The organism is Arthrobacter sp. YAF34 (assembly GCF_052113245.1).
Classification (GTDB): Bacteria; Actinomycetota; Actinomycetes; order Actinomycetales; family Micrococcaceae; genus Arthrobacter.
Window position 1 is genome coordinate 63,189 of record NZ_JBFRCV010000015.1, and the last position, 13,859, is coordinate 77,047.

Genomic DNA, 13,859 nt, shown 5'->3' on the forward strand with positions numbered 1-13,859 from the left:
CCGAACGCCGTCAACGCCGTGCCGCCCGTTCCGCCGAACCCGCGGCGGCACTAGAGTGACACCAGCCGCCGGCCCGGCGGACGCCGATCAAAGGAGATGCTGCGTGTTTTCAAGCCCGTACCCCGACGTCGATGTTCCCAACCTCGGTATATACGACTACCTCTTCGGCGGACTGGGAGAGGAGGACCTCGACCGGATCGCGATCGTCGACGGCGTCAGCGGCGCGGAAACCACCTACCGTTCACTCCGGGACCAGATCGATGCCCTCGCCGGGGCGGTGGCCGCCCAAGGCCTTGGGGTGCACGGCGTGGCCGCCATCCTGTGCCCCAACATCCCGGCCTTCGCCACCGTCTTCCACGGGCTGCTGCGGGCAGGCGCCACGGTCACCACCATCAACTCGCTGTACACGACGGACGACATCGCCAACCAGCTCACGGATGCGGGCGCCAGCTGGCTCTTCACCGTCTCGGCTCTGCTCCCGGCGGCCCGCGAGGCCGCCGAAAGGACCGGGATCCCTGCCGCGCGGCTCGTGGTGCTCGACGGCGCCGAGGGCCACCCCTCGCTGGGCGACTTGCTCGCCGCCGGCATGCCGGCGCCCCGCGTCTCGTTCGATCCCGCCACCCATGTGGCCGTGTTGCCCTACTCGTCCGGAACTACCGGCCGGCCCAAGGGCGTCATGCTCAGCCACCGGAATCTCGTTGCCAACGTGGAACAGTCCCGGGGACTGCTCGACGTCGGCCCCGAGGACCGGCTCCTGGCGCTGCTCCCGTTCTTCCACATCTACGGGCTGACCGTGCTGCTGAACCTCGCACTGCGCCAGCGGGCCCGGCTCGTCACAATGCCCAGGTTCGATCTCGCCGAGTTCCTGCGGATCATCCAGGCGTACCGGTGCAGCTACCTGTTCATCGCCCCGCCGGTGGCCGTGGCGCTCTCCAAGCACCCGCTGGTCGCCGAGTACGACCTCAGCTCGGTGCACACCACCCTTTCCGGCGCCGCCCCGCTGGACGGGGCACTCGGCACCCGCCTGGCAGAGCGGCTCCAGTGCCGGGTACTGCAGGGCTACGGCATGACCGAGATGAGTCCGGTGTCGCACCTCATTCCGCGCGAAGTCAACGATGGACTCAGTGTCCCGGTCAGTTCCGTGGGGTACACGGTGCCCAACATGGAGTGCCGGCTCATTGATCCGGCTACGGGCGAGGACATCCCCGTGCCCCCGCAAGGGACCAGCGCGCCGGGGCACCTGCTGTGCCGCGGGCCGAACGTCATGCTCGGGTACCTCAACCGGCCGGAGGAAACCGAGGACACGTTGGACGCGGACGGCTTCCTGCACACCGGGGACATCGCCACGGTGCGGGCGGACGGGGTGGTGACAATCGTGGACCGGCTCAAGGAGCTGATCAAGTACAAGGGGTACCAGATCGCCCCGGCAGAGCTTGAGGCGCTGCTCCTGACCCACCCCGGCATCGCCGATTCCGCGGTGATCGGATGCCTCGACGCCGACGGGCAGGAAGTGCCCATGGCGTTCGTGGTGCGCCAGCCCGGACCCGACGGCGACGCCGTGGACGAGGAAGCCGTCATGGCCTTCGTGGCCGCCAAGGTGGCGCCCTTCAAGAAGATCCGCCGTGTGGAGTTCATCGAGGCCGTGCCGAAGTCCGCCTCAGGAAAGATCCTGCGGCGGATGCTCCAGCCTGCTGTGCAAGCCGCGGTGCCGGACCCTGAGGCGGCCGCGGTGCCGGGGAAGCTTTAGGGCTTAGTCGGCGTCGGTCTTGGCGATGTAGACGTCGCAGGGGGCGTTGTGGGCCACACTGTTCGCAACGCTCCCCAGGACGCGGCCAATTCCGTGCATGCGGCGGTTGCCGACCACGATCATTCGGGCGCCGGTCCGTTCGGCTTCCTGGATCAGGGCCTCGGCGGGCTTGCCCCGGGCCGCGGCGTAGGTGACATTGGTCTCGGGCCGGCGCAGGCCCTCCGCAACCGTCCGCGCAACCTCCTCCGCGTTCCCGGCGTCGGAGACGATCCACTTGTCACCGCCGCTGGCGAAGACCTGGGTCCTGTCGCTGTCAAAGGCGCTGACCACATGCAGGGTGGCCCCCACCGAAGCCGCGAGGTCTCGCGCGGTGTGTGCCGCGCGCAGGGCAGTCTCACTGCCGTCGACACCGACGACGATAATTCCGGTCATGGACCGCTCCTCTATTCAACGAACCTTTGCAGCAGGCGCTGCCAACTAACAAACCGTACTGGTGACTCAGGCTACAGCGCCTCGACCGCTTCCCGCAGAACCGGCGCGAGGCGACGCACGCCCTCCCGGATTGATTCCGGCGGCACGGCACTGAACGCCAGCCGGATCTTGTTCGAGGGATCGTCCGACGGCGTAAAGGCCGCGCCCGGAATAAAGACGACGCCGGCGTCGATGGCCTTCTTCAGCAGCGGGTACGTGTCCACGCCCTCGGGCAGCGTGACCCACACGAAGAAGCCGCCGTCAGGATGCGTCCAGCTCAGCCCCTCCGGCATGTAATCGGCCAGGGCGGCCAGCATGGCCTCGCAGCGTTCCTGGTACAGCCCCCGGTAGGTTTCGATCTGGCCGCGCCAGTCGTAGTCGCGCAGATACGCCGAGACCAGCATCTGGTTGAGCGTCGGCGGGCACAGCGTGACGGCCTCCGCTGCCAGGTAGTAGCGGCGCTGCAGGTGGGCCGGGACGAGGGCCCAACCGATCCGCAGGCCCGGCGCGAAGATCTTCGAGAAGGACCCCATGTAGATGACGTCGTCCGGGTTGGCTGCCCGCAAAGGGGTCAGCGGCTTGCCGTCGAAGCGCAGGAGGCCGTACGGGTTGTCTTCCAAAACCAAAATATTCGCTCGACGGCATATATCGACAACCGCCTGGCGGCGCTCCGCTGACAGGGTGATCCCGGACGGATTGTTGAAGCTGGGGATGGTGTAGAGGAATTTGATATTCCGGCCGGCCGTCTGGAGGGCGGCGATCTTCGCTTCCAGCAGGTCCGGGACGATGCCGTTTTCATCCATCGTCACGGTTTCGACCTGCACCTGGTAGGCCTCGAACGTGTTGAGGGCACCCACGTAGGTGGGATCCTCCGCGAGGATCACGTCGCCCGGATTGCAGAAGACCTTGGTAGCTACATCCTGCGCGGACTGGGAGCCGGCGGTGATCACGATATTCGCCGGATCGGCGTCGAGGATCCCTTCCGCCGCCATGACCTCGCAAATCTGGACGCGGAGTTCCTCGGTGCCCTGGCCGCCGCCGTACTGCAGTGCGGTCATGCCCTGCTCGGCGATGATCTTCGCGGCAGTCTGGCCGAGGCGTTCCAGCGGCAGGGACTGCAGGTACGGGCTGCCGCCGGCGAGGGAGACGAGGCCGGGGCGCATCGAGATGTCGAAGACGTCCCGGACGGCCGACTGTTTGATATTTGCTGCGCGCTCCGAGAACAGGATCTCGTGGCGGTGGGCGGACGTAGCCGCACGTTCGATTGCGTCAATGGCCTCGGCCGGAAGTACTGCTGCGGCGGCATCAAGTGTTTCGTGGGTCACAGGCTCAACGATACTACCCAGGTTGTCCGGGGGGAAACGATTGTTTTCAGATTGCGCACGCGCAGGGCCGCCGGCCGCCTGCGGAGCGGTCGGGAAAGCCAAAGGCCCCCGCCAGGCGCAAGCTGGCGGGGGCCTCTGTGGGGCGCGGGCCGTGGTGCGGCCGGATGCTGCGGGTTGGTTAGGCGGCTTCCGCGGTGCGGGCTGCGGCAAGCGCGTCGAACACGCCCTTGATCTGCTCAACGACTTCGGCGTCGTCCTTCGGGTGGACCTCGGCGAAGCGGACCATCGATCCCGGAACGGCCATCTTGACGTTTTCGAGGACCTGGGCGCCGGCGATCCCGGCTGCCTTGCGGGCCTCATCCTGGGCCCAGACGCCGCCGAACTGGCCAAAGGCAGTCCCCACGACGGCGGTGGGCTTGCCCGCGAGGGCGCCCGCGCCAAACGGGCGGGACAGCCAGTCGATGGCGTTCTTGAGCGACGCCGGGACGGTGCCGTTGTGCTCCGGTGTGACCATCAGGATGGTGTCGGCGTCGTTGGCTGCGGCACGGAGGGCGGCGGCGGCTGCGGGAACCTGGCCCTCGACGTCGAGGTCCTCGTTGTAGAACGGGATGTTGCCAAGGCTTTCGTGGATGACCACGTCCACCTGCTCGGGGGCGTTGAGCTGGATGGCCTCGGCCAGCTGCTGGTTGGTGGAGCCGGCGCGCAGGCTGCCGACGAGGGTGAGGACGGTGTTCTTGGACATGTGTACTCCTGGGCGTCACGCCGCGGGATGGTCCCGACGGCTGGCTGGTCGTGGAGGCGCTGGGGGCCTTCACCCATGCTAAACGGACTGTGGTCCGGTTATATTCCTGGGCTATTTTCCAGGGCGCTAGAATCAGCGGTGTGAGCCTCATTCCCATCCGTCCCGGTATCCAGCCCGGGGGAGAGCGCGCCGCCGGGCACCCCGCAGAGTCCGAGCGCCGGGACGCCGCCCGGAACCGGGAGCTCCTGCTCTGTGCCGCCCGGGAAATTGTTGAGGAATCCGGCGCTGATGCCCTCACGATGGACCGGCTGGCGCAGCGCGCCGGCGTCGGGAAAGGAACGGTGTTCCGCCGCTTCGGCAGCCGTGCCGGGCTGATGAGGACCCTCCTGAGCGGGGCCGAGGCTGAATTCCAGGACCGGTTCATGTTCGGTCCGCCTCCGGTGGGTCCGGGCGCGCCGGCCGTGGAGCGCCTGCTCGCCGTGGGGGCGGCACGAGTTGCCTGGATCCTGGAATTCGGGGAGCTGGCCCGCGCCGCCGATGCCTCGGCCTACAACAGGTTCGATGTTCCGGCGGCCGTCCTCTGGCGTCGGCACCTTGAGGTGCTGCTGCGCGAGGCCGGCGTGACGGCGGACCCGTCGCTCATGGCCTCGGCCCTGGCAGCGACGCTCGAGCCGGAGCTGTTGCTGCATGCCGTCCGCGTGCACGGGATCGCCCCGGAACGGCTCGCGGAATCGTGGCGGGAACTGGTCACGCGCGTGGTAGCCGGGGCGTAGCCTAGCCCGGCATCCCCGTCCCGCGAGTCAAAATCCATTCCAAGGACTTATTCATAACGATCTGGTACTGGACCCGCCGGTTCCGGCCGCCGGGAGCCCGGCAGCCCCGCGCATATGTGATAGCTTCCTCTGGAATGTGACCCGCCACATAGTCCACAAGGACTTAGCCGCAAGGCCCGCGGACGGCCGGAAACCAGCTGGCCCATGATCCCGAACCGGTGGCGGAATCCCCTGCCGGATGGGGGACGACGGAAGGACCGAAGTTGTGAATAGTCTTGTCATCCCGGCCGGCAGGCTGGCCCGTCCAGGCGCTGCCCCGATTCCCGGCTCCGCGCAGCCGATGACGATCCGGAACTAGCCGGTCCATGCTTCGCTACCTTGCCAAACGTGCCATCACGTATGTCTTCATGATCTTCCTGACCACCAGCGCCGGCTACCTCCTGGCGGTGAGCACGCTGCAGCCGGCGTTGCTCGAACAGGAGCGGATTCCGCGGCCCACCCCTGAACAGGTGGCCAACTCCTTCCGGCTCAAGGGCCTGGATCCCACGCTGAGCCCGTGGGAGCGTTACGTCGACTGGCTTACCGGCGTCGTGACCCGCTGGGACTGGGGACGCAGCCCCAACGGCGCCTTCGTCAACGCCGAGTTCGGTGACCGGGTCTGGATCTCAACCCGGCTCTTCCTGGCCTCGATCATCCTGACCCTGGTCATCGGCGTCGCCCTCGGCGTCTACACCGCCGCCCGCCAGTACAAGGCCTCGGATCGCGTCATCACCTCGTACAGCTACCTCATGTACATCGTCCCCGCGCCGATCGCCTACTTCCTGGTGCAGCTCGGCGCCATCAACATCAACGAGACGATCGGGGATCGCGTCTTCTTCGTCACCGGCATCTCCACGCCGGGGCTCGACGGCGACGGCTGGGCCCAGTTCGTCGACATGCTTGCCCACTACGCAGTCCCCACGTTCGCCATCACCATCGCCGGGTGGGGCGCGTACCAGATCGCCCAGCGCCAGTACCTGCTGGACAACGTCAACGCCGACTTCGTCCGGACCGCGCGGGCCAAGGGCCTCACCCGCAACCAGGCCATCAGCCGTCACGCCCTGCGGGTGTCCTTCATCCCCGTGGCGCAGAGTATCGCGTTCACCATCCCGGCCATCTTCGCCGGCGGATTCTTCGCGGAGAAGATCTTCGCGTGGCACGGCGTGGGGTCCTGGTCCATCGACTCGATCGCCCTGCAGGACGTCAACGCGGCCACCGCCACCCTCGCATACGGCTCGGTCATCTTCGCGATCGGGGCGATCCTCGCCGACTTCGCCACCACGCTCGTCGACCCGAGAGTGCGGGTGCAGTAATCATGACGAACCTCACCACGATTGACCCGGCCGCCGTCCTCGACGAAGGAAAGATCGAAAACGACGACGTCGTGATCGGCAAGTCGCGGATCATCCTGCGGCGCTTCCTGCGCAACCGGACCGCCGTCGCCGGCCTGGCCATCTTCCTGACCCTGACCGTGTTCTCGTTCATCGGCGGCTTCTTCAGCAGCTGGGACAAGGAGACGATCGATCCCTTCAGCATCGGCATGCCGCCCTCAGCGGAGCACCTGCTGGGCACCTCCCAGGCAGGGATCGACCTCTACGCCCTGACCGTCGAGGGCACCCGGGTCTCCATCCTGATCGGCGTCGTCGTCGGCCTCGTCTCGGTGCTCATCGCCGCCGTCTACGGCTGCACCATGGCGTACTTCGGCCGCAAGGTGGACAAGGTCATGCTGTTCATCCTCGAGGCCCTGATCATGATGCCGGCGCTGCTGGTGGTCGCGGTGGCCACGAGCGGCGGCGCCAACGGACTGAAAAACAGCGTCCCGAGCTGGCTGCTGCTCATCATCGTCCTGCTGGTCTTCAGCTGGATGGGCACCGCACGCCTCATCCGCTCGCTTTCGATGTCCCTCATGCAGCGCGACTTCGTCAAGGCCGCGCAGTACATGGGCATCCCACCGCGCCGGATCGTCTGGCGCCACCTGGTCCCCAACATCGGGTCCCTGCTGGTCCTGGAAGTCACCCGCGGGGTCACCGGCGCCATCCTCGCCGAGGTGGCGTTCTCCTTTATCGGCATCGGCATCAAGGTCCCGGACGTGAGCCTGGGCGTGCTGATCGGCCAGTCCACCTCCCAGGTCTCCACCTTCCCGTGGATGTTCTGGGCGCCCCTGACCGTGATGTTCCTGCTGACCGGCTCGCTGGCCATGATGAACGATGGCCTCCGCGACGCGTTCGACCCCAGCTCCAGCTCCATTGGCAGCGCCAGCACCGGCAAAACGCAGAAGAAGATCAAATGACCAGCGATACGACTGCCAATACCATCACCCAAAGCACCGCCGCGCGCCTCCGCGGCGCCGGGCTGCACGCCCCTACCGACGCGGTTCTGTCCGTCCGGGACCTCAACGTGCGCTTCAACACAGAAAACGGCGTGGTGCACGCGGTCCGCGGCGTCGACTTCGATGTGATGCCCGGCAAGACGCTCGGCATCGTCGGTGAGTCCGGCTCCGGCAAATCGGTCACATCCATGGCGATCATGGGCCTGTTGCCCCCGACGGCGGAGATCAGCGGTTCCGTCCGGCTCAACGGCAAGGAACTGCTGGGGCTCAGCGACAAGGCCATGTGCCAGTACCGGGGCAACGACCTCGCCATGGTGTTCCAGGATCCGCTGTCCTCCCTGACCCCCGTGTACACGGTCGGCACCCAGATCATCGAGGCCCTGACAGTCCACAACCCGACCATGAGCAAGCAGGCCAAGGAGGCCCGCGCCGTCGAACTCCTGGGCCTGGTCGGCATCCCCAGCCCGAAGGACCGGCTCAAGGCCTTCCCGCACGAGTTCTCCGGCGGCATGCGCCAGCGCGTCATGATCGCCATCGCGATCGCCAACGACCCCCGGGTGCTGATCGCCGATGAGCCGACGACGGCACTGGACGTCACGATCCAGGCGCAGGTCCTCGAGGTGCTGCACGCCGCGCAGGAGGAGACCGGCGCCGCCGTCGTGATGATCACGCACGACCTCGGCGTCGTCGCCGGCATGGCGGACGACATCATGGTGATGTACGCCGGCAGGCCGGTGGAGACCGGCAGCGTCGACGACATCTACTACAACCCGCGGATGCCCTACACGATGGGCCTGCTCGGCGCGGTACCGCGCGTCGACATCGCCGAAAAGACCTCGCTGGTGCCGATCGACGGCATGCCCCCGAACCTGACCACCATGCCCACCGGCTGCTCCTTCGCGCCGCGTTGCCCGCTGGCCGTCGAGGCGTGCCTCGACGGCGAACCGGACCTCCTGGAGGTGGCCCCGGGCACGGGACACAGCGCCGCGTGCATCAAGAGCGAAGCCCTCGCCGACGTCGACGCCCACGCCGTCTTCGCCGCCCCGGCCGTTCCGGTCTCCCGCTTTGACCGCCTGCCGCGGCACGAGCGCAAGACTGTCCTGGAACTGCGGGACGTCAAGAAGCACTTCCCCCTTATGAAGGGCGCCCTGCTCAAGCGCAGGATCGGCACCGTGAAGGCCGTGGACGGGCTGAGCTTCGACATCCGCGAGGGGGAGTGCTTCTCCATCGTGGGGGAGTCCGGCTGCGGAAAGACCACCACCCTGCTGGAAATCATGGAATTCCACAAGGACCAGGACGGCGAGGTGGTCATTGGCGGGCTGAGCAACAAGCAGGCCGCCGACGCCCGGACCAAGGGTGCCATGCGCAAGGAACTGCAGATGGTGTTCCAGGATCCCACCGGCGCCCTGGACCCGCGCTTCACCGTCTACGAGGTCCTGGCCGAGCCGATGGAGAACCTGGGCCTGCCCAAGCCGGCCATCCGGAAGCGGATCATGGAGCTCATGGAGCTCGTGGGCCTGCAGGCAGACCACGTCAACCGCTTCCCCAACCAGTTCTCCGGCGGTCAGCGCCAGCGCATCGGCATTGCCCGTGCCCTCGCCGTGAACCCCCGGCTGGTGGTCCTGGACGAACCCGTCTCCGCCCTGGACGTCTCGGTGCAGGCCGGCGTCATCAACCTCCTGGACTCACTCCGCGCCGAACTCGGCCTGAGTTACCTCATGGTGGCGCACGACCTCTCCGTGGTCCGGCACATCTCCAACCGCGTGGCAGTCATGTACCTGGGCAAGATCGTGGAAATCGGAGACGTCGACGCCGTGTTCGACAACCCGCGCCACCCCTACACCCGGGCCCTGCTCTCCGCGATCCCGGTTCCGGACCCGGAAGTGGAGCGCACCCGCGAACGGATCATCCTCCAGGGCGACCTGCCCTCTCCGTTGGAGGCCCCGACCGGCTGCAACTTCGCCACCCGCTGTCCCGTGTTCGCGGCGTTGCCGCCGGCCAGGCAGGAGAAATGCCTGACCCTGGAACCGACCCTGGAATTGGAGCCGGCGGCCGCCGACCAGCAGTTCGCCTGCTTCTACCCGGACGGCGAGCTGGACGCGGACATGCTGGTTGTCCACGAGGCCATCTGAGCCGCACCACACGAGACCACCCAAGCAGCACACTCGCATGAAGCAAATGAAGGGGATCATGATGAAGAATCGGACCAAGATCGGCGGCATCACCGCCGTCGTGGCCGCGCTCGCGCTGACCGCGTGCGGCGGCGGTGGCGCCTCCACCACTGCCGAGAGCGCCAAGGCACAGGACGCCTCCGGCGACCTCAGCAAGCTCGTCAGCGTCAACGCGAAGCAGGCCGGCGACTTGAAGCAGGGCGGCACCGTGACGCTGCCCCTGGGAAACATCGGACCGGACTTCAACGGCTTCTCCAACGCGGGCAACTCCGCGGACAACACCGAGCTGCACTACCCGATCGACGAGGCCGGCTACGTCGGCTGCTGGAAGCTCGATTTCGCCGGAACCGCCAGCCTCAACAAGAACTTCTGCGAAGACTTCAAGAGCGAAATCAAAAACGGCAAGCAGACTATCACCATCAAGATCAACCCCAAGGCCGCCTACAACAACGGCACCCCGATCAACGCCTCCACGTTCGAAAACACGTGGAAGATGCTCAACGGCAAGAACAAGGACATCGACATCGTCACGTCCGGGGCCTACGAGTTCATCGACTCCGTCAAGGCCGGAAGCAGCGACAAGGAAGTCGTTGTGACCACCACCCAGCCGGTATACCCGCTTAGTGACATGTTCGGCGGTTTCATCCCGCAGGCCGTCAACACCCCGGAGCTGTTCAACACCGGCTTCACCGGGGACATGCATCCGGAGTGGATGGCCGGCCCGTTCAAGGTCGACAAGTACGACTCCGCGGCGAAAACCGTTTCGATGGTTCCGAACGACAAGTGGTGGGGCGACAAGCCGGTCCTGGACAAGGTGATCTTCCGCCAGCTGGAGGCAAGCGCCGAGATCGCCGCTTTCAAGAACGGCGAGATCGATATGGCCGACGGCCGCACGCTGACGAAGTACAAGCAGCTTGAAGGCACCAAGAACTCCGAGGTCCGCCGCGGTCAGCGCCTCTTCGCGGGCGGCCTGAACCTGAACGCCCTGAAGGCACCGCTCACCGACGTGGCAGTCCGCAAGGCGATCTTCACCGCCGTCGACCGTCCCGCCATCCGCGCGGTCCGTTTCGGCGGCCTGAACTGGGAGGAGAACAGCTCGGGGTCGATGATGCTGATGCCGTTCTCGAAGTACTACCAGGACAACTACCCGGTAAAGGAAACCGGCGCTGACGCCGCCAAGAAGGTCCTCACCGACGCCGGCTACACGGCCAACGCCAAGGGCATCATGGAAAAGAACGGTGTCCCGGCGTCGTTCAAGATCACCAACTTCGGTGACGACCCCACCGCCCTCGCCACCGTCCAGACGCTGCAGAAGCAGCTGCAGGCGGCCGGCATGGAGGTCGGCATTGACCAGCGCGGCGATGCCGACTTCGGCAAGGTGGTTGGCAGCCGCGACTTCCAGCTCACCATCAGCGGCTACTCGGTCGGCGCCGACGCGACCGGCGCCGTGAAGCAGTACTACGACTCCGCGACCAACGAGAACAAACTCGGCGACGCCGAACTGGACAAGGCCATCAAGGACCTCGCCTCCATCCAGGACGACGCCCAGCGCAACAAGGCCGCCATGGACGTCGAGAAGAAGCACATGGAGAAGTACTTCTCCATGGGCGTCGTCATGAACGGCCCGCAGATCTACTTCGCCCGCACGGGCCTTGCCAACTACGGTGCAGCCCTGTTCCAGACCCCGGACTGGAGCGTCGTCGGCTGGCAGAAGAGTTAGTCCTGCCAAGCACCAAGCACTGACAAGCAGCACGGCCGAGGCCGGCGCCCCTGGAAGCATCCGGGCGGCGCCGGCCTCGCGGGCTTAACGGCCGGGTCCAATCGGCAGGACCAGCCGGTAGCCTAGGCACCATGACCAACGATTCATCCCGGCCCGTCCGCACCGCCGTCGCCGGCTTCGGCCTCTCGGGCAGCGTCTTCCACGCCCCCTTCATCGCCGCGAACCCGTCCTATTCGCTGGATGCCATCTCCACGTCCGACCCCGGCAGGAAGTCCGCCGCCGCGTCCAGCTACCCGGCGGCCAGGATCGTCGACACCCCGGACCGGATCCTGGAACTGGCCGGCGAGCTGGACCTGCTGGTGCTCGGCACACCGCCCGCCACCCACTATCCGCTCGCGAAAGCCGCGCTGGAAGCCGGGCTCGACGTCGTCGTCGACAAGCCCTTCGCCGTGCGCAGCGCCGAGGGGCAGGAACTCATCGACCTCGCCGCGCGGCTGGGCCGGGTGCTCACGGTCTTCCAGAACCGGCGTTGGGACGGCGACTTCCTCACGGTCCGCGGGCTGCTGGAGAGCGGCGTCCTGGGCACGGTGACCCGGTTTGAGTCGCGGTTTGAGCGGTGGGCGCCCGAGGTTCCCAAGGCGTGGAAGGCAGCCGCGACGGCGGACGACGGCGGCGGGGTGCTGTTTGACCTCGGCACCCACCTGCTGGACCAGGCGGTGCAGCTCTTCGGACCTGCCGCGGTCACGCACGCGGAACTGGCGACCAGGCGGCCGGGGCAGCGGGTGGACGACGACGTCTTCGTGGTCCTGCGGCACGGCTCCGGGGTGATCAGCCATCTCTGGATGAACATGCTCTGCGCCCAGCAGGGTCCCCGCTACCGCATCCTGGGCGGCGAGGGCGGCTTCACCAAGCATGGCGTGGACCCGCAGGAGCCTTACATTGTGGCCGGCGGCAGTCCGCTCGACGCGGGCTACGGCGTCGAGGACCCCGACTGGGCCGGGCTGCTGGGACGTGACGGGCACCTGGACCGGCTGCCCACCCAGCGGGGCGCCTACCCGGAGTTTTACCGGATCCTGGCGGCCAAGATCGCCGACGGCGGCGTCGCCTCGGCGCTGCCCGTGCCGGTCGACCCCGCCGGTCCGGTCGAGGTGCTGCGGCTCATCGGGCAGGCCCGGTCGCTGGCCGAACGGGCTTAAACAGCCATCGGCTGCTCCCCACCGGCCCCCAAAAGGGCGGTGACGGAGCAGCCGACGAAGTGCTGCCTACACGGAGATGTGTTGGTTACGCGGGGCTGGCTACGCGGGGACCAGCTCGTGCCAGTCGGCAACGAGGGGCAGGTTGTGCGCCTCGGAGACCGAGCGGTGGGCGACCTTGCCACCGGCGATGTTCAGGCCGGCGGCCAGGGCGGCATCGCGCTCGAACGCGGCCTTGACGCCGAGGTTCGCCAGCGAGACGGCGTAGCGCAGGGTGACGTTGGTCAGCGCGTAGGTGGACGTGTTCGGAACGGCGCCCGGCATGTTGGCCACGCAGTAGAAGATCGTGTTGTGGACCTTGTACGTCGGTTCCTGGTGGGTGGTGGGGTGGGTGTCCTCGAAGCAGCCGCCCTGGTCCACGGCGATGTCCACCAGCACGGAGCCGGGCTTCATCCGCGAGACGAGCTCGTTGGTGACGAGCTTGGGGGCCTTGGCGCCGGGGATCAGGACGGAGCCGATCACGAGGTCGGCGTCGACGACCGACTTTTCGATCTCGTAGGAGTTGGACGCGACCGTCTTCAGGCGGCCCTGGTACTGGGCGTCCAGTTCCCGGAGGCGGTTGATGTTGATGTCCAGAATGGTGACGTCGGCACCCAGGCCCAGGGCCATGGCCGCGGCGTTGGTGCCGGCAACGCCGGCGCCGAGGACAACAACCTTGGCCGGGCGGACGCCGGGGACGCCGCCGAGCAGCACACCCTTGCCGCCCGCCGGGGCCATCAGGGAGGTGGCGCCCACCTGGACGGAGAGCCGGCCGGCGACCTCGGACATCGGGGCCAGCAGCGGAAGCGTCCGGCCTTCCTGGACGGTCTCGTAGGCGATCGCGGTGACGCCGCTGTTGATCAGTTCCTGGGTCAGTTCCGGCTCGGCGGCCAGGTGCAGGTAGGTGAAGATGATCAGGCCCTTGCGGAAGCGGTGGTATTCGGCCTTGACCGGCTCCTTGACCTTCATGACCATGTCGGCGCGGGCCCAGACGTCGTCGGCCTCGCTGACAATCTCGGCGCCGGCGATCGCGTATTCCTCGTCCGTGATGCCCGAGCCCAGGCCCGCGCCGCGCTCGACGAGGACTGCATGGCCGTGGGTGCGGAATTCGTGGACTCCCGCTGCCGTGATGGCGACGCGGAACTCGTTGTTCTTGATCTCTTTGGGGACACCGATGATCATTTGTTGGCTCCAGTGATGGCGGCCTCAGGGGCCTGGATGAGCGGGGGATTCGTACTTCCAGAATAGATCCGGTTGTGAGGCAGGCGACAGGTGCGGTGCCCGGGGGTGCGGCGTCGGCCGCGTCATTC

11 protein-coding genes are annotated in these 13,859 nt (G+C 67.2%); 7 read left to right on the forward strand and 4 right to left on the reverse strand.

What is annotated here, in order from left to right; genetic code table 11:
- The first annotated feature begins 103 nt into the window (after positions 1-103).
- Entirely contained in the window at positions 104-1,747 is a 1,644-nt protein-coding gene (locus AB4Y72_RS17300) for an AMP-binding protein (protein ID WP_441427369.1), read from the forward strand.
- Positions 1,748-1,750: 3 nt separating this feature from the next.
- Here the strand turns inward: AB4Y72_RS17300 and AB4Y72_RS17305 are convergent, their stop codons facing one another.
- The 3 genes from AB4Y72_RS17305 to AB4Y72_RS17315 all read right to left on the reverse strand — a co-directional run bounded on the left by AB4Y72_RS17305 (position 1,751) and on the right by AB4Y72_RS17315 (position 4,285).
- Positions 1,751-2,179: a universal stress protein gene (locus AB4Y72_RS17305; protein WP_441427370.1), complete on the reverse strand. Its 429-nt coding sequence runs from the start codon at positions 2,177-2,179 to the stop codon at positions 1,751-1,753.
- Positions 2,180-2,250: 71 nt separating this feature from the next.
- Entirely contained in the window at positions 2,251-3,543 is a 1,293-nt protein-coding gene (locus AB4Y72_RS17310; RefSeq protein WP_441427371.1) for an aminotransferase-like domain-containing protein, read from the reverse strand.
- A 178-nt stretch (positions 3,544-3,721) separates the two neighbouring features.
- Positions 3,722-4,285 carry an NAD(P)H-dependent oxidoreductase gene (locus AB4Y72_RS17315; RefSeq protein WP_441427372.1) on the reverse strand — a complete coding sequence of 188 codons (564 nt, stop codon included), beginning with the start codon at positions 4,283-4,285 and terminating at the stop codon, positions 3,722-3,724.
- A 140-nt stretch (positions 4,286-4,425) separates the two neighbouring features.
- Between AB4Y72_RS17315 and AB4Y72_RS17320 the strand changes: the two genes are divergently transcribed.
- The 6 genes from AB4Y72_RS17320 to AB4Y72_RS17345 all read left to right on the forward strand — a co-directional run bounded on the left by AB4Y72_RS17320 (position 4,426) and on the right by AB4Y72_RS17345 (position 12,513).
- On the forward strand, positions 4,426-5,058 hold the full coding sequence (locus tag AB4Y72_RS17320) for a TetR/AcrR family transcriptional regulator (protein ID WP_441427373.1): 633 nt from the start codon (positions 4,426-4,428) through the stop codon (positions 5,056-5,058).
- 365 nt (positions 5,059-5,423) lie between these two features.
- Positions 5,424-6,410, forward strand: coding sequence for an ABC transporter permease (locus tag AB4Y72_RS17325; RefSeq protein WP_441427374.1), 987 nt, complete (start codon positions 5,424-5,426; stop codon positions 6,408-6,410).
- Between the two features lie 2 nt (positions 6,411-6,412).
- The gene (locus AB4Y72_RS17330) at positions 6,413-7,387 is read left to right on the forward strand and encodes an ABC transporter permease (protein ID WP_441427375.1); all 975 of its coding nucleotides are present in this window, start codon (positions 6,413-6,415) and stop codon (positions 7,385-7,387) included.
- A complete protein-coding gene (locus AB4Y72_RS17335) occupies positions 7,384-9,558 on the forward strand; it encodes a dipeptide ABC transporter ATP-binding protein (protein WP_441427376.1) in 2,175 nt (724 codons plus the stop codon). Before AB4Y72_RS17330 ends, AB4Y72_RS17335 begins: the two co-directional genes overlap by 4 nt.
- A gap of 61 nt (positions 9,559-9,619) precedes the next feature.
- Entirely contained in the window at positions 9,620-11,317 is a 1,698-nt protein-coding gene (locus AB4Y72_RS17340; RefSeq protein ID WP_441427419.1) for an ABC transporter family substrate-binding protein, read from the forward strand.
- 131 nt (positions 11,318-11,448) lie between these two features.
- Positions 11,449-12,513, forward strand: a complete 1,065-nt coding sequence (locus tag AB4Y72_RS17345; protein WP_441427377.1) for a Gfo/Idh/MocA family protein — start codon at positions 11,449-11,451, stop codon at positions 12,511-12,513.
- A gap of 99 nt (positions 12,514-12,612) precedes the next feature.
- On the opposite strand, the gene ald is transcribed toward AB4Y72_RS17345, so the two are convergent.
- Positions 12,613-13,731: an alanine dehydrogenase gene (gene ald / locus AB4Y72_RS17350; protein ID WP_441427378.1), complete on the reverse strand. Its 1,119-nt coding sequence runs from the start codon at positions 13,729-13,731 to the stop codon at positions 12,613-12,615.
- Positions 13,732-13,859: the final 128 nt, after the last annotated feature.

Coding starts and splice junctions, on each gene's coding strand:
- AB4Y72_RS17305 (WP_441427370.1), bottom strand. CDS start 2,179: ATGACCGGAATTATCGTCGTCGGTGTCGACGGCAGTGAGACTGCCCTG.
- AB4Y72_RS17315 (WP_441427372.1), bottom strand. CDS start 4,285: ATGTCCAAGAACACCGTCCTCACCCTCGTCGGCAGCCTGCGCGCCGGC.
- AB4Y72_RS17325 (WP_441427374.1), top strand. CDS start 5,424: ATGCTTCGCTACCTTGCCAAACGTGCCATCACGTATGTCTTCATGATC.
- AB4Y72_RS17330 (WP_441427375.1), top strand. CDS start 6,413: ATGACGAACCTCACCACGATTGACCCGGCCGCCGTCCTCGACGAAGGA.
- AB4Y72_RS17335 (WP_441427376.1), top strand. CDS start 7,384: ATGACCAGCGATACGACTGCCAATACCATCACCCAAAGCACCGCCGCG.
- AB4Y72_RS17340 (WP_441427419.1), top strand. CDS start 9,620: ATGAAGAATCGGACCAAGATCGGCGGCATCACCGCCGTCGTGGCCGCG.
- AB4Y72_RS17345 (WP_441427377.1), top strand. CDS start 11,449: ATGACCAACGATTCATCCCGGCCCGTCCGCACCGCCGTCGCCGGCTTC.
- ald (WP_441427378.1), bottom strand. CDS start 13,731: ATGATCATCGGTGTCCCCAAAGAGATCAAGAACAACGAGTTCCGCGTC.